The 19084-nt window shown below is 64.5% G+C and carries 14 protein-coding genes and 1 pseudogene; 6 read left to right on the top strand and 9 right to left on the bottom strand.

Features of this window, described 5'->3' with window-relative positions; genetic code table 11:
• Position 1: 1 nt before the first annotated feature.
• The 3 genes from M2165_RS13010 to slmA all read right to left on the bottom strand — a co-directional run bounded on the left by M2165_RS13010 (position 2) and on the right by slmA (position 3299).
• Positions 2-898 carry a DMT family transporter gene (locus M2165_RS13010; protein WP_280815038.1) on the bottom strand — a complete coding sequence of 299 codons (897 nt, stop codon included), beginning with the start codon at positions 896-898 and terminating at the stop codon, positions 2-4.
• A gap of 120 nt (positions 899-1018) precedes the next feature.
• Positions 1019-2542: a catalase gene (locus M2165_RS13005; protein ID WP_280815037.1), complete on the bottom strand. Its 1524-nt coding sequence runs from the start codon at positions 2540-2542 to the stop codon at positions 1019-1021.
• Between the two features lie 100 nt (positions 2543-2642).
• Positions 2643-3299: a nucleoid occlusion factor SlmA gene (gene slmA / locus M2165_RS13000; RefSeq protein WP_280815036.1), complete on the bottom strand. Its 657-nt coding sequence runs from the start codon at positions 3297-3299 to the stop codon at positions 2643-2645.
• A gap of 119 nt (positions 3300-3418) precedes the next feature.
• Between slmA and galE the strand changes: the two genes are divergently transcribed.
• Entirely contained in the window at positions 3419-4441 is a 1023-nt protein-coding gene (galE, locus tag M2165_RS12995; RefSeq protein WP_280815035.1) for a UDP-glucose 4-epimerase GalE, read from the top strand.
• 9 nt (positions 4442-4450) lie between these two features.
• Here the strand turns inward: galE and argB are convergent, their stop codons facing one another.
• Positions 4451-5344, bottom strand: a complete 894-nt coding sequence (gene argB / locus M2165_RS12990) for an acetylglutamate kinase (protein WP_280815034.1) — start codon at positions 5342-5344, stop codon at positions 4451-4453.
• 93 nt (positions 5345-5437) lie between these two features.
• A complete protein-coding gene (locus tag M2165_RS12985; protein WP_280815033.1) occupies positions 5438-6535 on the bottom strand; it encodes a glycosyltransferase in 1098 nt (365 codons plus the stop codon).
• Between the two features lie 44 nt (positions 6536-6579).
• On the opposite strand from M2165_RS12985, the gene M2165_RS12980 reads away from it, so the two are divergent.
• Positions 6580-7335 carry a glycosyltransferase family 2 protein gene (locus tag M2165_RS12980; protein ID WP_280815032.1) on the top strand — a complete coding sequence of 252 codons (756 nt, stop codon included), beginning with the start codon at positions 6580-6582 and terminating at the stop codon, positions 7333-7335.
• Positions 7336-7422: 87 nt separating this feature from the next.
• Positions 7423-9460, top strand: a pseudogene (locus M2165_RS12975) (acyltransferase family protein).
• A 13-nt stretch (positions 9461-9473) separates the two neighbouring features.
• On the opposite strand, the gene M2165_RS12970 reads toward M2165_RS12975, so the two are convergent.
• Complete coding sequence (locus M2165_RS12970) at positions 9474-10535, bottom strand: glycosyltransferase family A protein (RefSeq protein WP_280815031.1); 1062 nt, start codon at positions 10533-10535, stop codon at positions 9474-9476.
• Positions 10536-10574: 39 nt separating this feature from the next.
• Positions 10575-11579 (bottom strand): glycosyltransferase family 2 protein, encoded by a 1005-nt coding sequence (locus M2165_RS12965; RefSeq protein WP_280815030.1) that lies wholly within the window; start codon positions 11577-11579, stop codon positions 10575-10577.
• Between the two features lie 477 nt (positions 11580-12056).
• Here M2165_RS12965 and M2165_RS12960 point away from each other — a divergent pair, with 477 nt between their 5' ends.
• From M2165_RS12960 to gmd, 3 genes are all read left to right on the top strand, one after another.
• Entirely contained in the window at positions 12057-12860 is an 804-nt protein-coding gene (locus tag M2165_RS12960; protein WP_280815029.1) for an ABC transporter permease, read from the top strand.
• Positions 12861-12863: 3 nt separating this feature from the next.
• Positions 12864-13607, top strand: coding sequence for an ABC transporter ATP-binding protein (locus tag M2165_RS12955; protein ID WP_280815028.1), 744 nt, complete (start codon positions 12864-12866; stop codon positions 13605-13607).
• Positions 13608-13738: 131 nt separating this feature from the next.
• Positions 13739-14788, top strand: a complete 1050-nt coding sequence (gene gmd / locus M2165_RS12950) for a GDP-mannose 4,6-dehydratase (protein ID WP_280815027.1) — start codon at positions 13739-13741, stop codon at positions 14786-14788.
• Between the two features lie 32 nt (positions 14789-14820).
• Here gmd and M2165_RS12945 read toward each other — a convergent pair whose 3' ends face one another.
• Both M2165_RS12945 and M2165_RS12940 read right to left on the bottom strand, forming a co-directional pair.
• On the bottom strand, positions 14821-15918 hold the full coding sequence (locus M2165_RS12945) for a hypothetical protein (RefSeq protein WP_280815026.1): 1098 nt from the start codon (positions 15916-15918) through the stop codon (positions 14821-14823).
• Positions 15915-19046 (bottom strand): class I SAM-dependent methyltransferase, encoded by a 3132-nt coding sequence (locus tag M2165_RS12940; RefSeq protein ID WP_280815025.1) that lies wholly within the window; start codon positions 19044-19046, stop codon positions 15915-15917. The genes M2165_RS12945 and M2165_RS12940 overlap by 4 nt, the downstream gene beginning before the upstream one ends.
• Positions 19047-19084: the final 38 nt, after the last annotated feature.

The raw sequence follows: 19084 nt of genomic DNA, 5'->3' as shown, positions 1-19084 counted from the left end.
CTCAGGCCCGAACGCGCCGCGACTTCTGCGCCAGCACCAGTGCGATGCCGCCGAGGATCGCCACCGAGGCCGCCGCCAGCCGGGGCGTGATCGCTTCCGACAGGAACAGCACACCGCCGAAGGCTGCAAGCAGCGGCACCGAAAGCTGTACCGTGGCGGCGCGCATGGGCGTGAGCCGCGCGAGTGCCGCATACCAGACGACGTAGCCCAGGCCGGAAGTCAGCGCGCCTGAGGCGATGGCGAGCGCGATGCCCTTCGCATCCACGCGAAAGGCCGCGATGCACGCCAGACTCAGCGCCAGTGCGAGCGGCACGGCCCGCGTGAAGTTGCGCGCGGTGGCGGCCAGTGGATCGGCCACGCCGCGGCCGCGCAGCGAGTACACGCCCCAGGCCACGCCCGCAGCCGCCATCATCATGGCGCCCAGGAGCGGCGGCGCGGCGAGCCCCGGCGAGACGAGGTAGACGAGACCGCCCACGGCCAACGCCAGGCCGGTCCAGGCGAGTGGTCCGAAGCGCTCCCCACCCGCGCGCAGGCCGGCGCCGAACATCGTCAGCTGGACTGCACCGAACAGGATCAGCGCGCCGGTGCCGGCGGACAGGCTCAGGTAGGCGAACGAGAAGAACGCGACGTAGCCGAACAGCATGAGCGCGGCGATCCAGTCGGCCCGCGTGGACGCGGCAGGCGCAGGCTTGGCGCGCAGCCGCACGACGAGCCCCAGCGTCAACGCACCGGCCACCAGCCGGACGCTGCCGAAGCTCGCCGGATCGATGCCGGCCTGCTGCAGCGCGAGCCGGCACAGGAGCGAATTGGCCGCAAAGGCGAGCATGGCGACCGCCGTGAGGGCGGCGGTCCACAAGAGCGGCTGCGGCTCCATCGGACCGGACATGCGGTGGCTCATCGGACCTCCTCGGAGACGGCGGCGCAGAAGCTGCCGTCGAGGGGCCGGCGACAGCCGCGCACCGATCCTACGCTCCGCGCGGCTGCGCGGCGAGGGCTCCGGCGGCGGCCGTGCGGTTCATCAGCTCCGGCTCGCGTCGTGCGCCGGCTTGCCGACCTGCACGCTGACTTCCTCGCCCTTGATCTTCGCCTGCACCGCGCGGATCGCCTGCTCGAGGCGCGCGCCGTAGTCGGCATCGGCCTGGCGGAAGTAGCTCACGGCGCGGTCGATGATGTCCTGCCGCGTCACCGCGCCCAGTCCGCCCGCGATGTTGTTCACGAGCCGCTGCTTGGCGGCTTCGTCCATCAGCCGGTAGAGGTCGCCGGCCTGCACGAAGTCGTTGTCCTCGGGATGCTTCTGCCACTGGTGGCTGCCGGTCCAGCCGTGGATCTCGAGCGGGGCGTACACGGGCTCGTTGCTCTGCTTGGGCGCATCGCTGAAGCTGTTGGGCTCGTAGTTGGGGCCGCGGCCGCCGTTGCCGTCGCCGCGCATCGCGCCATCGCGGCCGTAGTTCTGCGCCGTGGTGGCGCGCGGGCGGTTCACCGGCAGCTGGGTGTGGTTGATGCCGAGGCGGTAGCGCTGGGTGTCGCCGTAGCTGAACAGGCGGCCCTGCAGCATCTTGTCGGGCGAGGGACCGATGCCCGGCACGAAGTTGGCGGGATTGAACGCGGCCTGCTCGATCTCGGCGAAGTAGTTGTCGGGGTTGCGGTTCAGCGTGAGGATGCCGATGTCGATCTTCGGATAGTCCTTGTGCGACCAGACCTTGGTGAGGTCGAAGGGATTGAAGCGGTAGGTCTGCGCCTCGGCCACCGGCATGATCTGCACCTGCACGCGCCAGCTCGGGAACTCGCCGCGCTCGATCGAATGCAGCAGGTCGAGGTGATGATGGTTCGGGTTCTCGCCGCCCACGCGCTGCGCTTCCTCGGCCACGAAGGTCTCGATGCCCTGAAGGGTCTTGAAGTGGTACTTGACCCAGAAGGCCTCGCCCTTCGCGTTCACCCACTGGAAGGTGTGCGAGCCGAAGCCGTCCATGTGGCGGTAGCTCCTGGGAATGCCGCGGTCGCCGAAGAGCCAGGTGAACTGGTGCGTGGCTTCGGGCGAGTGCGAGAAGAAGTCCCAGGCGTTGTTGGGCTCCTGCACGTGGCTGTAGGGATCGCGCTTCTGCGAGTGGATGAAGTCGGGGAACTTGAGCGGATCGCGGATGAAGAAGATCGGCGTGTTGTTGCCGACCAGGTCGTAGTTGCCCTCTTCCGTGTAGAACTTGATCGCGAAGCCGCGCGGATCGCGCACGGTGTCGGCCGAGCCGAGTTCGAGCGCGACGGTCGAGAAGCGCACCAGCACCTCGGTCTTCTTGCCGACCTCGCCGAGGAACTTCGCCTTGGTCCATCGCGAGACGTCGGCCGTGACCTCGAAGCTGCCGTAGGCGCCCGAGCCGCGCGCATGCACCACGCGCTCGGGAATGCGTTCGCGGTCGAAGCGCGCGAGCTTCTCGATGAGGTGGTGGTCCTGGATCAGCACCGGGCCGGCGGGGCCGGCGGTCTGGGATTGCTGGTTGTTCTCGACGGGGGCGCCGTTCTCGGTGGTGAGCGCGCGGTTCTGGGGCATGGGGCTTTCCTCTTCAGTTGCGGGAGCCCATGCATTCTGTCAATGAATACCAGCTGCTTCTATGACATTCGGCTATCGCGCCGATAGCAGCGCGGGAGGATCAGACGATCAGCGCGATCGTGGCGTCGAGGTGTTCCGACGGCGAGCGGCGGAAGCCCGAGCGCGCGAAGCGCTGCAGCTGGCCCACCACGAAGGCGGTGAGCGCGGCGGCCCGCACCTGCGCATCGACCGTGGGCGTGGCCGAGCCCTCGGCGGCGGCCGCGCCGCGCAGCACCTGGCGCAGCGTGGATTCGATCTTGTCGAAGAACTGGTTCATGCGCTGCTGCAGCCGCTCATTCTCGAACACGAGTGCATCGCCCACCATGACGCGCGTCATGCCGGGATTGCGCTCGGCGAACTGCACGAGCAGCGTGAGGATGCGCGCGGCCTGCTGCGCGCCGGTGGCGCCTTCGCGTTCGAGCACCTGGTTGACCAGCGTGAAGACGCTCTGCTCGATGAAATCGATGAGGCCCTCGAACATCTGTGCCTTGCTCGCGAAGTGGCGGTAGAGCGCGGCCTCGCTGACGTCGAGTCGCGCCGCCAGGGCCGCGGTGGTCACGCGCTCGGCACCGGGCTGCTCGAGCATGGCGGCCAGTGCCTGCAGGATCTGCACGCGCCGCTCCCCGGGCTTGGGACGCTTGCGCACCGGCGCGGCGGCCGTGGGGAGCGTCTCGGGCTGGGCTTCGACACCCGGGTAGCTTGTCTCTTCGTTTTGCATGGGAGCACGGCAAAGATGTAATCAATTGATTCTCGCACAGGGCCGCGCAGTGAGCGCGCGCACACCCGCCAAGGGAAAGCTCGTAGAGAATCGGCCGCTCCACGGCATAGAAAGTTCTCATGGCTTCCCCCCACGTTCTGGTCACCGGCGGTGCAGGCTTCATCGGCAGCCACACCTGCGTGGCTCTCGCCGAAGCCGGCTATGTGCCGGTGATCCTCGACAACCTCTGCAACAGCGACGCCCGCGTGCGCGAGCGACTGCAGCGGATCACGGGCAGCACGCCGAGGCTGATCGAGGGCGACGTGCGCGACCGCGCCCTGCTCGACCGCGTGCTGGGCAGCGAGGCGTTCTCAGCGGTGATCCACTTCGCGGGCGTGAAGGCGGTGGGCGATTCGGTCGCCGATCCGCTCGGCTACTACGACAACAACGTGCACGGCAGCCTGGTGCTGGCCTCGGCGATGCGGCAGGCCGGCGTGCGCACGCTGATCTTCTCGTCCTCGGCCACCGTCTATGGCGAGCCCGACCACTCGCCGATCCCCGAAAGCGCCCCCTGCCGGCCCGCCAACCCCTACGGCCGCTCCAAACGCATGGTCGAAGAGGCGCTGGCCGACCTGCAGCAGTCCGAGCCCGGGTGGCGGATTGCGCTGCTGCGCTACTTCAATCCCGTGGGTGCGCATGAGAGCGGCCTGATCGGCGAGCACCCGCAGGGCAAGCCGAACAACCTGATGCCCTTCGTGTGCCAGGTGGCGGTGGGCCTGCGTGAGAAGCTCGTGATCCACGGCGACGACTACCCCACGCCCGACGGCACGGGCGTGCGCGACTACGTGCACGTGATGGACTTGGCCGAAGGCCACGTCGCCGCCCTGCGGCATGCCGAACGACAGCCGGGGCTGGCGACGCTGAACCTCGGCACCGGCCGGGGCGCCTCGGTGCTGGAGGTGGTGCGGGCCTTCGAGCGCGCATGCGGGCGTCCGCTGCCGTGCGAGGTGGGCCCGCGGCGGCCGGGCGACGTGCCGGCCTACTGGGGCGACCCGTCGCTCGCGCAGGCCACGCTGGGCTGGCGCGCGCGGCGCGGGCTCGACCAGATGTGCGCCGACAGCTGGCGCTGGCAGCAGGGCAATCCGAACGGCTACGCGCCGTAGCGGGCGCGCTCAGCGCGCGCGGATCATGGTGCCGTAGGCCTGGTCGGTCAGGATCTCGAGCAGCATCGCGTGCGGCACGCGGCCGTCGATGATGTGCACCGCGTTCACGCCGCTCTTGGCGGCATCGAGCGCGCCTTCGATCTTGGGCAGCATGCCGCCCGAGATGGTGCCGTCGGCGAACAGGTCGTCGATCTCGCGCGCGCTCAGGTTGGTGAGCAGCTGGCCGTCCTTGTCGAGCACGCCCGGCGTGTTGGTCAGCAGCATGAGCTTCTCGGCCTTGAGCACGGTCGCGAGCTTGCCGGCGACGACGTCGGCGTTGATGTTGTAGCTCTCGTTCTCCTCGCCGAAGCCGATCGGGCTCACGACGGGGATGAAGGCGTCGTCCTGCAGCGCCTTGACCACGCTCGGGTCGATCGAGACGATGTCGCCGACCTGGCCGACGTCGTGCTGCAGGTTGGGGTCGTTGCGGTCGGCCATCTTGAGCTTCTGCGCGCGGATCAGGCCGCCGTCGCGACCCGTCAGGCCCACGGCCTTGCCGCCGGCCTGGTTGATCAGGCCCACGATGTCCTGCTGCACCTCGCCGGCCAACACCCACTCGACCACTTCCATGGTTTCGGCATCGGTCACCCGCATGCCCTGGATGAAGCTGCCCTTCTTGCCCAGTCGGTTGAGCGCCGCCTCGATCTGCGGGCCGCCGCCGTGCACCACCACCGGGTTCATGCCGACCAGCTTGAGCAGCACCACGTCCTCCGCGAAGTCGGCCTGCAGCGCCGGGTCGGTCATGGCGTTGCCGCCGTACTTGATGACGATGGTCTTGCCGTGGAACTTGCGGATGTACGGCAGCGCCTGGGCCAGGATCTCGGCCTTGTCGCGCGGAGGAATGTTGAGGACGGGATCGGTCATGGGCGGGCAGGCTCCAAAACGGTGGACGATGGGTGAAGGTTGCTGTTCAAATTCTCGCGCATCCGGCTGACCGGCGGCTGTACGGCGCGCCGCTCAGGGCCGCAGCCAGCGCGGCACCTTGAAGCGCACGATCATCAGGTACGCGACCACGTAGGTGGTGACGAACAGCAGGCAGAACAGCATCAGCACGACGGTGTTGTTCCAGAACAGCACGGCCGGCACCACCGACAGCGCGGCGAACATCCAGAGGTAGGGCGAGGTCCGGTTGTTGCGCGCGAGCAGTTGCCGCGCCTCGTCGTCCGCGAAGGCCACGCGCACGATGCGGCGGAAGATCAGCTGGTGGAAATGCAGCGCATCGGCGGTGCCGGGCGACTGGCCGCGTGCGAGCTTGCGGTAGATGGAGAACAGCGTCTCCCACACCGGGTAGATCAGCAGCAGCATCGGGAACCAGGGCGAGACCACGCGGTGGCGCTGCACCAGGGTCACGCAGGCCAGCGCGATCACCATGCCCCAGACGTAGGCGCCGCCGTCGCCGGCGAAGATCTTGCCGCGCGGGTAGTTCCAGATCAGGAAGCCGAAGGTCGCGCCGACCAGGCAGACCACCATGGCCGCGAGCTGGCGGTCGCCCACCTGCAGCGCCACGTGCGAGATCGCGAGGCACACGAGCACGGCGACGGTGCCGGCCAGCCCGTTGTAGCCGTCGATGATGTTGAAGGCATGCGGCAGGCCGCCGATGGCCAGCGCCGCGAACAGCACGGTGGCGTAGGGCACCATCGCCAGCGCCTGGTCGACCGCGTCGATGCCGGTGCGGGCCAGGCCGAGGCCCAGGGCCCAGCACGCCAGCAGCGCGGAGCCGATGGTGAGCGCGAGCCGGTAGCGCACCTTCACGTTCTGCGTCACGTCCTCGACGATGCCGCCGACCACCGCGGGCAGGATGCACAGCAGCGTGAGCATCGAGGTCTTGACGGGCCAGGAGACGTTGAACGGGTCGGTGCCCGTGATGCCGGCCGCGAGCCAGGCTACGCCCATGCCGAGCACGATGCCTGCGCCCCCGAGCCGCGGCACATGGCCCTTGTGGAAGCGCTGGGGCATGTCGGCGCCATAGAGCCGCGCATGCCGGCGCGCGCGGCGCATGAACAGCTGCACCGCGAAGGCGGAGACGAAGAAACTGATGACGATCAGGGCAATCATGGGGGATGTGGGGGAACCCTAGAATTCCCGAGCGAAATTAGACCATGCCAGCGCCCTCCCCCTCTTCCCCCCCGATCACCGTCTCGATCGTCAGCCACGGCCAGCTCGCGCTGGTGCGTCCGCTGCTCGAGGAGCTCGACCGCTACAGCCGGGGTTCGATCGCGAAGGTCGTGCTCACGCTGAACATTCCCGAGCCCGACGTGCTCGCGGGGCTGCGGTGGGGGTTTCCGGTCGAGCGCATCGAGAATGCCGCCCCCAAGGGCTTCGGCGCCAACCACAACCAGGCCTTCGGCCGCTGCGGGACGCCGTGGTTCCTGGTGCTCAACCCCGACATCCGCGTCGACGCCGACGTGCTCGCGCCGCTCGTGGCCCAGGCGGCGCCGGACGCCGGCCTTCTGACGCCGCGCATCCTCGAGCCCGGCAAGCGCGATCCGGAGCAGCACCGCGCGATCATCACGCCGCTCGAGATCCTGACCCGGCGCCGCCCGGCCTATGCCCGGCCGGCGGTTCCGGCGTGGATCCCCGGCCTGTTCATGCTGTTCCGCAGCGACGCCTACCGCCAGGTCGGCGGCTTCGACGAGCGCTTCTTCATGTACGGCGAGGACTTCGACATCTGCGCGCGCACGCAGCTGGCAGGCTGGCGGCTGCAGGTCGGCGAGGAACTGCTCGCGCGCCACGAGGCGCAGCGCGCGAGCCGCAGCAGCAGAAAGCATCTGTACTGGCACGTGACCAGCCTGCTCAAGGTGTGGACCTCGGCGGCGTTCTGGCGCTACCTGCTCGCGCGGCCCCGCCGCGGCTGAGCCGGCAGAAACCCTTCGATACGTTTCGAAGACAATCCGGGGCCGGGAAGCCGAGACCGGGGCGCTTCCCTTCCCCACCCGACGACGATGACGACCACGAGCAGCCTGACGACACCCACGCAGGAGCAGCCGCACCTGCTGCATCCCAAGTACCGACCCGACATCGACGGCCTCCGCGCCGTGGCGGTGCTCTCGGTGCTCGGCTACCACGCGTTCCCGCAGTGGGTCAAGGGCGGCTTCATCGGCGTCGACATCTTCTTCGTCATCTCGGGCTTCCTGATCACCACCATCATCCTGGGCAGCTTCGAGGGCGAGGGCTTCAGCTACCGCGAGTTCTATGCGCGACGCGTGAAGCGCATCTTCCCCCGCCCTGGTGCTGGTGCTGGCGGCGACCTTCGCGTTCGGCTGGTATTCGCTGCTGCCGCACGAGTGGGAGCAGCTCGGCAAACACGTGGCCGCGGGCGCGGGGTTCGTCTCGAACTTCGCCTTCTGGAGCGAGGCCGGCTACTTCGACAACGCGGCCGAGACCAAGCCGCTGCTGCACCTGTGGTCGCTCGCGATCGAGGAGCAGTTCTACATCTTCTGGCCCGTGCTGCTCGGCCTCGCGTGGAAGCGCAAGTGGCGCGTGCTCTGGGTCGTGGGCGCAGTGGCGGCGGCATCGTTCCTGCTCAACGTCACAACCATCCACAGCCACCGCACGGCCGCCTTCTACTCGCCGCTCTCGCGTTTCTGGGAGCTGATGATCGGCGGCATGCTGGCCTACATGCGGCTGCACCGGCCGCTGCCGAAGCCGGGCTGGGGGCGGCATGCGCAGTCAATCGCGGGCCTGGTGCTGATCGTGCTCGGGCTCGCACTCATTCGCGGCGGCAAGGCCTTCCCGGGCTTCTGGGCGATCCTGCCGACCCTCGGCGCCTTCTATTGCATCGCGGCCGGCCCCACCGGCGTGCTGAACCGCTACGTGCTCGCGTCCAAGCCGATGGTGTGGGTCGGGCTCATCAGCTACCCGCTCTACCTCTGGCACTGGCCGCTGCTGGCCTACGCGCGCATCCTCGAAGGCAAGCTGCCCTCCGACGGCATCCGCGCGCTGATGCTCGTGGCCTCGTTCGTGCTCGCATGGCTCACCTACCGCTTCGTCGAGCGCTACACGCGCCGGACCGAGAACCCCACCGTGACCGCGGGCCTCGTGGCGGTGATGGCCGGCTTCGTCGTGCTGGGCCTCCTCGCCACCACGCGCTACTACGTCGGCCGCCACAGCGACCCCTACTTCAACAAGACCGCCGCCGCGGCCAAGGACTGGGCGTACCCCGACGGCCTGAGCCCCATCAAGGTCGACGGCGAGGTGCTGCAACAGATCGGCCACGGCAAGCGCCGCGTGCTGCTGTTCGGCGACAGCCACATCGAGCAGTACGGGCCGCGCGCGGTGGAACTGAGCAAGATGGCGCCGGAGAGGCTGGATTCGTTGTCGTTTGCGACGTGGGGCGCCTGCCCGCCGATCCCCAACGTGGTCGACGAACAGAACAAGCTTTGCGCAGAACGCCGCGACGGCTACATGCGCCTCGCGCTCAGCGACAAGTTCGACGCGGTGGTCTTCGGTGCCTGCTGGAATTGCTATTTCTCCGAAACCGGCAAGCCCAATGCGGACAACGCCGCCGCCGATCGTTACTACTATTTCGACGGCAAGACCCAGCGCCGCTTCATGGGCGGCGGCGGCGCGGATTTCGCGCTCAACATGCTGGAGGTCGTCATGACGAACCTGGCGAAGCACAAGCAGGTGTACCTGGTGCTCGACAACCCCGTCGGCGAAGGCTTCGGGCCCGAGGAATTCGTCAAGGGCGGGCGGCTCGGCAACATGACGGTCGGACGCATGACGCCCAGGGCCCCTTGGGCTTCGTCGCAGCAGGTGCTGCACGAGCGCATGCGCCAGATGGCGCTGCGCGCGGGCGCGATCGTGATCGATCCGATCCCGACGCTGTGCGAGAAGGGCTGGTGCACGCGGGCGGATGCGGATGCGACGCCGATCTACAAGGACTCGGGGCACCTGCGCGCCGGCTATGTCCGCCAGTTCTCGAGCTATATCGATCCCGCGATCACGACACCGAAGCAGTCGCCACCTGCCAGTCGCTAGACGGAAGGGTCCGTCAGTTCTTGTAGATGCGGCGCAGGCCGCGGATACCCGGCAGCTTCGTCAGTGCGCCCACGAAGCGCACCATGCCCGGCGTGCTGTGGCGCAGCAGGAACAACGTGATCCAGAGGCGAAGCTTCTTCTTGCGACCCACATAGGGATTCGCGAAGACGATGGCCGCGTACTCGGCCAACACCGCGCTCATTTCGTCTCGGTATTGATCGTCCCTCTTGATGGACTCGATGGCCTCGTTCACAAAGAACAGCTGGAAACGCGGCATTAGGGAGTCGCGCAAGTAGTACCGTCCACGCTGGGGCTCGTCGGGGAACATCTGCAGCAGCTTCTTGAAGTACTTGAAGCGGCTCCGAACCATCCGGATGCCGAACGAGGTGCTCGCCGTGTGGATGCACCACACCGTCACCGCCTTGTCCACGAAGTGATTGCTGTACCCCTTGCGGAAGATCCGCAGGAACAGATCGTCGTCCTCGTACCCCATGAACTGCGGATCGAAGCCGCCGACCGCTTCGAAGGCTTTGCGGCTGATGAGGCTGGCGGAAGGCAGCACGAACATGTCGTACCGCAGCAGGTCGAAGATGCTGCGCTTCGGATGCCTGGCATGGTCCTTGACCACGTCGGTCCGTATCACGTTGCCGTCCGCGTCGGCTTCGAAAAGGTCGGCATAGACATAGCCGAACAGCCGGTCGTCGGACGGTATGGATTTGACGAGCGTCTCGATGTGGTTCGGCAGATAGAAGTCGTCCTGGTCCAGGAAGCAGAGATATTCGGAACTCGAGGCCGCGACCCCGGCATTGCGGGCGGAGCCCTGTCCACCGTTTTCCTTGTCGACGATGCGGAACGGATAGCGCAGCGCCAGCGCGTCCAGAGCCGCCCGCTCCTCCGGACGCGAGCCGTCGTTGACCACGATCACCTCGTCGGCGGGCATCGACTGCTCGAACACGCTGCGGACGGAGCGTTCGATGAAATCGGCGCCGTTGTAGAACGGGATGACGACCACCACGTTCGAGGACGCGTTCGTGGTGCCGGCGGCGGATGCGGGAGGAAGGTTCGTGGAGCTCATTTGTTTTTTTGAAGTTTCGCGACGTCCGCGGGAGGAAGCCTAAACCGATTCGAAAAGGTCGCGGACCACCCCGCGGAAACCCCGGCCGAACTTGTCGTAGCGTCCGGTCATGGCCTCGCGCAGGATCGGAACGCAACGTGCCACCCGTGAGGCTGGCAGGCCGGCGCGGAAGCGCTGGTGCTCGATCTTGCTGCGCACCTTGTCGATGATCTCGGGAGACACCCGGTCGCCGAGTTGCAGCAGCCGCGCGAGAAGGAGCTCCGCCTTGACCGCCCGCTCGACATGGATGGTGCCTCGCGACGCCAGTGCCTTGCGAACTTTTTGCGCGAAGGTATCGCGGCGCGCGCCGATCTGATTGGATTCGTGTTGACGGTACTCGATGAGCGGCTGCTCGAGCAGGTCGACCCGCCCCGTGGTCGACGCAATGATGCCCAGCCATTCGTCGTGCACCCATTCGACCGGAAGCGGCAATGCGTCGGCGAGCAGCCGGCGCCGGAAGACGGTGGTGGCCCCGGTCACCAGGTTGCGCCGCAGCAGCACGTCGAAGGCACGTCCCGCGTGAACGCGTGCCAGTTCCGAAGGCGTGACTTCGAGCGCATGGAAAAGCGTCCCGCCCAGATCGCGGCGCTGCGAATCGACCAGGCGCGCATCCGTGTGAAGCAGCAGCAGATTCTCATCCTGCTCGAACCGGACGGCCATCTGCGCCAGGCGATCGGGCATCCAGACATCGTCCTGATCGCTCAATGCGATCAGTTCGCCACTGCAGGCACTGATGGCCTGCTCGAAGTTCTTCACGACGCGCAATGCGGGCCGGTTCTCGAAAACGCGCAGCGCCACGGGATGATCCGGCCGCTCGGCGGCACATTCACGGACGGCAGCACGCACCACTTCGACCGAATCGTCCGTGGATGCATCGTCCGAAAGGATGATCTCCATCGGCGGCAAGGTTTGCCGGCAGATGCTTCGCACCTGATCGCGAAGGAAGCGCGCGCCGTTGTGGGTGCACAGCGCAACGGAGATCTTGAAGGGACGGGACGAAATCATGGCTGGCTCGCACTGGCGAGCGGATTTATGCGACAAGGCGCCGAAAGGCAGTCAGGGGTGGCTCAGCCCCCTCTCGGCGGCCAAAGGTAAAATTATCCGCTGGTTCACATCCGACCCGATAAAGTGCACCCCGCCTTCGTGCCTGCGCGGGGGAGCAAGCGGCAGACGATGCCGGCCGGCCGGCCGTGCCGGAGTTGGCCGGATGTCGGAAGATCCGGCGGCGACCCTGCATGCGGCGATACGGAACCGACACTGCAATATCATCACCAATGCACAGTGCACCGAGCCAGATCCGCCCCCGTCGGGCCAACCCGGTCCAAGACCTGACTTTCCTCGGCAAGCATCGCAACACCCCTTCAAAGAGAAACGTCGATTGACCAACATCGGTAAAGAGGAACTGGTGCTCATCGCAGCCCGGCAACAAGAAATCCAAGGGGGGGCCCGCCTCGCCTCCCTGACAAATACTTCCGGCCGCCCATGAGCCAAGTTCATTCCAATTTGCATCGCAGTTCATGGTCGGATTGGTGGGAAGGTACCCGCCGCACGGACATCTGGTGGACGCTCGCATGGTTCGACGTGGTGCTGCGCTATCGCCGCTCCATGCTGGGCCCGCTGTGGCTCACGCTGAGCATGGGCGCCATGATCGGCGGCATGGGACCGCTTTACAGCTCGCTGTTCGGCACGGAGCTTTCCAAGTTCTTCCCCCACCTCGCGCTCGGCATCATCTTCTGGGGCTTCTTCTCGAGCGTCGTGACGGAGTCCTGCAATGCATTCGTCGGCTCGTCCAACTACCTCAAGCAGGGCTATTTCCCCATCAGCCTCTTTGTCTGGCGAAGCATCGCGCGCAACCTGATCCAGTTCGCGCACCAGATCGTGCTGTATATCCCGGTGGCACTTTGGGCGGGCATTTCGCTGTCCTGGTCCGCGCTGCTGGTCGTCCCGGCCATGGCGATCGCCGTGATCAACGCCCACGCATTGGGCTTGTTGCTCGGCCTCATCTGCACCCGCTTTCGCGACGTCACGCAGATCGTGACGAGCGTCATGCAGATGCTGATGTTCCTCACGCCGGTCTTCTGGCTGCCCGAGAGCCTGCCGGACCGCGCGCAATACATTCTGTGGAATCCCTTCGCACAGATGCTCGACCTTCTGCGCACGCCGCTGATGGGCGGCATCGCGACGTCGCACAGCTGGCTCGGCATCATGGGCTGGACGGCGCTGACCCTCATTGGTTCCGCACTCCTGTTTTCCCGGTACCGTCGACGCGTCGTCTATTGGCTCTGATTCATGGCTTCCATTTCCCTCAAGAACGTTGCGGTCAATTTCCCGATCTATGGTGCCGGCGCCGCCTCGTTGAAGAAGACGCTGGCTGCCTCCGTGACCGGGGGGCGATTCGGCAAGGAAACCGGCGTCACCGTCGTTCAGGCGCTCAGCGACATCAACATCGAACTCAAGAGCGGAGACCGGCTCGGCTTGATCGGGCACAACGGCGCCGGCAAGTCGACGCTGCTGCGCACGCTCGCCGGCGTCTACGAACCTTCCGCCGGCGAGTTCAGGCGCGAAGGAACGGTTTCGAGCCTGATCGACCCCTCGCTCGGCATCGAGCCTGATGCAACGGGCGTTGAGAACATCATGCTGCGCGGCCTCGTCATGGGCCTGAGCAAGAAGGAGATCGACCGCCGCACACCCGAGATCTGCGAATTCAGCGGGCTCGGGCAGTACGTGAACATGCCTGTGCGCACCTACTCCACCGGCATGATGATGCGGCTCGCCTTTTCGATCTCCACCAGCGTCGAAGCGGACATCCTCCTGATGGACGAATGGCTGTCGGTGGGCGACGCCGAGTTCACCGAAAAGGCGGAAAAGCGCATGCGCGACGTCGTATCCAAGTCCGGCATCCTGGTTCTGGCTTCTCATTCGCCAGCGCTCATCGCGAAGGAATGCAATAAGGTGGTGAAGCTCAGCCATGGCCGGCTGGAACCCTACGACATGGCCCTCCTCGAGGCTCCAGAACTCGATGATCGCCCCTGAAGAGAGCGGTCGGCTCCAAGCACATTCGACACAGTTGTAAAACCTTTCTCTTCCAGGGCAGAATCCAGGGCAGCACGCATCAGCCTCCCACGTGCGGAACTCCCGGCTTTCCTTGGAAGAAAGAAGGTTTCATGAAGAAACATGCGGTCGTCACTGGCATCACCGGGCAAGATGGTGCCTATCTGGCCGAGTTGCTGCTGACCAAAGGGTACGTCGTCTACGGGGCGTATCGCCGCACGAGTTCGGTCAATTTCTGGCGCATCGACGAACTCGGCATCCGGGAGCACCCCGATCTCCACTTGGTCGAACACGACCTGACCGACCTCGGCAGTTCGATCGCCTTGATCCGGGATGCGGCGCCCGTCGAGGTTTACAACCTGGCGGCCCAGAGCTTCGTGGGCGTCAGCTTCAACCAACCGCTCACGACTGCACAGATCACCGGCGTCGGCACCCTGCACTTGCTGGAAGCCATTCGCATCATCAATCCGAGAATCCGCTTCTATCAAGCTTCGACTTCGGAGATGTTCGGCAAGGTGCAGGCCGTTCCGCAAACAGAGGAAACACCCTTCTATCCGCGAAGTCCGTACGGGGTTGCGAAGCTCTACGCGCACTGGATGACGATCAACTACCGGGAAAGCTACGGAATTTTCGGCTGCAGCGGCATCCTCTTCAATCACGAGAGCCCGCTGCGCGGGCGTGAGTTCGTGACCCGCAAGATCACGGACGGTGTCGCGAAGATCAAGCTGGGAAAACAGCAGGTGCTCGAACTCGGCAATCTGGACGCAAAGCGAGACTGGGGCTTTGCGAAAGAGTATGTCGAAGGCATGTGGAGGATGCTGCAGGCGGGCGAGCCCGAGACTTATGTGCTCGCCACGAATCGCACGGAAACGGTACGCAACTTCGTGGAGTTGGCTTTCAAGAGTGCCGGCATCGAACTCGAGTTTCAGGGCAAGGGCGACTCGGAATCTGCCGTGGACATTGCCACGGGAAAAACCGTCATGCGCGTCAATCCCACGCTCTATCGCCCCGCGGAAGTGGAGCTTCTGATCGGAGATCCCGCCAAGGCCAGGGCCAAGCTCGGCTGGGAGCCCACCACCACGCTGGAGCAGCTCTGCCAGATGATGGTGGAAGCGGATCTGCGGCGGAACGCCTCCGGGATGCCGTATCCGAGTTCTTTCTGAACTCCGACGTCAAAGGCCCTCTTTAGGAATCCTTACGATCTTGTACCGTGCGCTCCCGCCGCGAGAATCACCTCGATGGCCTTGAGCCATCGAACGGCCTTGGTCTCCAGCGTTCGGTGGGCTCTTACGTAAGAGAACGCGTTCTCCGACAGCGTCCGTCGTAGGGCCGAGTCGTCTGCCAACAGTGCCAGAGCATCTCGCCACGCTTGGCGATCTGCGGGAACGAGCAGCCCGTTCTGCTTGTCGACAACCGTCTCGGAATAACTCTGGGTGGCGCTGTAGATTCCCGGAATTCTGTTCAGCGAATAGTCGAGAAATTTGACGTCGGATTTGCACCGGTTGAACTCGGAGTCGATCAAGGGCGCGATGGCGAAATCCCAATCGATCTCGCGCTGCATCCATTTCATGAAAGCCGGGTACTCGACTCGACCATCGGGAACCTTGACCACGGAAACCGGCAAGCCATCGAAGAGGCCTCTGATCAGCGCCTCGTCTCCGATGCCCACGATCTCCATGCGCATCGAGTCCCTGCGCTCACGAAGAATCCCCCTCAGCGGCTCCACAATCGCCAGCAGATCTTCCAGATGAGAATAGGTCCCCATGTACCCGATGACCAAGCCAGCGCGCTTCGCATCCGCCCGCTGCTCGGATTTGGCGTTCACGAGATCGAAATCGAAGAGCCGCTCGTCCAGGCAGTTTTCGACCACCTCGATGTTCGAGTTCAGCCTCGTCATCCGATGCTTCAGTGGAAGGGTCGAAACGATGAGCCCCGCCGCATTTCTGGCGAACCTCATGATGATCTGGCGCTGCTCCGGACTTGGATAGCCGGGAGCGCCAGGTCCGGAATTCAGATCAAGCAGGTTGTCGTCGATCTCGTAGATGTATGGAGTCCCGGAGGCCGAGAGGTATTCCAGCAGGCGTGCCTGCTCGGACAACGTGGCGTTGTGTCGCCATCCACGCTCCACGATGACCACATCCACGCTGAAATCAGGCATGTCCGTCCCATGGCTGAAGCTGACTTTGTCCTGGAGGCTGGGGTGCGAAAGCGGGCACAACAAGCGGATATGGCCCGCGCCATAGGGAATGCCGTCCAGCCCGTGCTCGAACAGTACATGAACACGCTTCTTCATTGGTGCGCCTCCGGTTTCCCCTCGTCGGGGAAAAGCTGCTGCATCAATGCCAATGCCGAGCGGTCCGGGAATAGCGCCGAGGTTTTCTCAACGCCCGCCGCCCCCAGGCGTCGCCTCAATTCCGAATCGTCGATCAAGCGCAGACAGGCCTCGAGGCATTTGTTCTCATCATGGGTATCAACGAGGAGCCCTGACTCTTCATCAACAACGATTTCCGAAAGTCCGCCGTTCACCGGTCCTACGATCGTCGCGCCACTTGCCATGGCTTCCAGGCAGGTGAGTCCCATCGCTTGGTATGCCGATAGATCAATGAAGACATCGCTCCGTTTCATCAACGCCTCTACCTCTGCCGAATTCAGTTCGCCATGGTGACGATAGTGTGAGAGCAATTTCAAGTTGTCCAGAATGGGCTCCGTCGCCACACAACCGAAGGTGCGCACCTCGATCGAATCGGGACGCGCCATCAGCAGGCGATGTAGAACGTTGACCGTCAGTTGGGGTGCACGTCGAGGGGTCGATGGCCGAACCATGGCGCAAAGGACGACCCGGTCGGAATTTCGCTGCGTTGAAGGCGGGGCGAATCTCGACCAGTCGAAACTCGGCCCAACCAGGGCCGGAGACTTACCGACCTTCTCCGCCACCATCTTCCGGGTCCACTGGGTCTTTGCCACCAGCGTCATCGGCGCTACCTCATAACTGGCGAGCGCCTGCTGATAGCCCTCGCTACCTTCCGAGTAGAAATCCGGCTCAAAGTCCTGAATGTAGTAACCCACTAAGGGCCGACGCTGCACCTTCTCCAATGCGGCCTTGATCCAGAACACGGACAAATAGAGGGTCGCGAGGACGGCGTCGTAGAGATGGAGGTGCTCCGACAACTGACTCCAGTCGGAGAGCCATAAGGTGGCGACGCGGCAATCAGGATATGAATCCTCAAATGCCCCCCGAGAAGTTTCCAGGTTTGCGACGACCACATCGACGCCGCATTCCTGCAAGACAGAGGCCTCGCTCAACACCACATTGGCACCACCACCGGCATGGCCAACCGGCAAGACGATCAGAACTCGCTTTCCCTCGAACTTCCGTCGAATTTGCTCGCGCATGCACAGCCGATCGGTCATTGCCTGAAGCCGTGTGCGCGCAGCCAGCAGTCCCAGGTTGTACTGCGTCAACTCGAGTTGCCGCAGGATGGGAGCGCTTCCGTGCTTGCGATGCAGCGTTTCGTCTGCCGCCTCGACGAGCTTCATTCTGCGTTCCGTCGAGTAACTCTTGGATTGCGCATGGAATACATACACATCGTCCGCGACGGCCAGTTGCCATCCGTTCGAGAACGCTCGAACACACATGTCGTTTTCTTCGCCATACCCCCGACCGAAACCCTCTTCGTCGAAAAGGCCGACGTCCGACAACTGCTCGCGGCGAATCAGCAGGCAAAAGCCGTTGAGGAAGCCGACGCGCGGATAGGACCGGCGTGATGCCATGGCCACCCACTGCGCCATTGCCGAGATCGACAGACCCGGCGGCAAGGGATTCGATGACCAGTCTCCGTCGTCATCGAAGATGTGAGGAACGGATTGCCAGGAAGCGGTATTGCTCAGCGGCCCCACCATTCCGATTCGCGGGTCCGACATGGCGCACGCCACCATCCGGTCGAGCCATTGCGCAGAGACAACCGTGTCACTGTTCAGCAGGACCACGAATTCGGCATCGGATGCTCTCATGCCTGCATTGGCGGCCAGCGTATATCCTTGGGCGACCTCATGGCGCACCAGAACGCCACCTTGGTCCCTGATGAACTCGGCGAGATAGTTCTTTGTATCCTCGTCACTGCCATCATCGACCACGATGATTCGATAGGGCGGCAAGGTGTTGGCGACCACCGAACTGAGACAGTTCTTGACGTCGGCCAAGGCGTTGTGGACGCAGACAATCACATCCACTGTGGCGTGGCGCCGCTCGAGGGTGTAGTGGATCTTCCGCTGCTCCAGTACCGATCCCATATCTCCCGCTTCGGGAGCTTGACCCATAGCGACGATGCGCCGCTTCAATCCCGGAAAACCCTCCTGCGCGACCACTCGGCATACGCTCGTCAACAAACTCCATGGCCCTCCGGCACTCTGGCTCGCCGGCAGAATCAGCCTTTTGACAGTGCGCAGATTGGCGAGCTGGCGCCCGCTCCATCGGATCGGACCGGTCACCCTCCAACTTGTCGACGTCCAAACTTCGTGCAAGGAAGCTTCCAACTCCGTTTCACGCTGCCTGGCATAAGCAAGTTGCGACTGAAGGGCCGCACGCTCCTCTTCCAGTCGGATCCGCTGCGACTGCCTCGACCTGCTTTGACTTTCCAGTTGTTTGAGGTATCGACCCATCTCCGAGATGCGCGCATCACCCGCTTTGACTTGCGCCTCCAGCGCTGCGGACATCTCGACGATCTCCCGCTCTAGCTCGAGCTTGCGACCAAGTGCGGCAAACAAGCGGGTGATGTAGGAGAAGCCGGCTTCAGTACCAAATGCTTGCAGCAGCGAGGCTGCTACTCCGCTTTGATCAGGACCAAAGAACAACACGCCCAGCCCATGCGAATGGGTGAACTGGATCGTCGGACAGTCGACGGACAACTCTCGCCACAAACGCCAGACTCCGAAATCCCGCTCACGGACGCCGATGTCATGAAAAAGCACGATGGCACGCGACGAAAGCTTTGGCCGCCAATGCTCGAAATCGTGTTTGACGGCCTCGTAGGAGTGGCAGCCATCGATGTGCAAGAAATCGATGCTGGCGTCCGAAAAGAGAGCGGCCGCATCGTCGAACGTCATCCGCAGCAAGCGAGAAAATTGCTGGAAGCGATGATTCGTTCTTTGAACGCCTTCGAAGACCTCCTCGCCATAGACTCCGGCATGCTCATCGCCTTTCCACAGGTCGACGGCATAGCATCTGCAGTCCAGTCCGGCGCGGTCTACTGCCTGACAGAACGAGAAGTACGAGTGCCCGTGATGGGTGCCCAACTCCACCAGCACACGTGGCCGGGTCGATTCGACAAGCCACGCACCGAAAGGTGCATGGCCGATCCAGGCGCTCGGTTGAGGAGGGAGTTCGATTTCCTTCAGCGCGGCGCCGAAATCAAGTTCAGACATAGGATTGGTTTTGTTTCGATCGCACGCGACCCGCAGCT

This window comes from Variovorax sp. TBS-050B, assembly GCF_029893635.1.
In the GTDB taxonomy this organism is placed as follows: Bacteria; Pseudomonadota; Gammaproteobacteria; order Burkholderiales; family Burkholderiaceae_C; genus Variovorax.
This window is presented reverse-complemented; position numbering and strand designations above follow the sequence as displayed.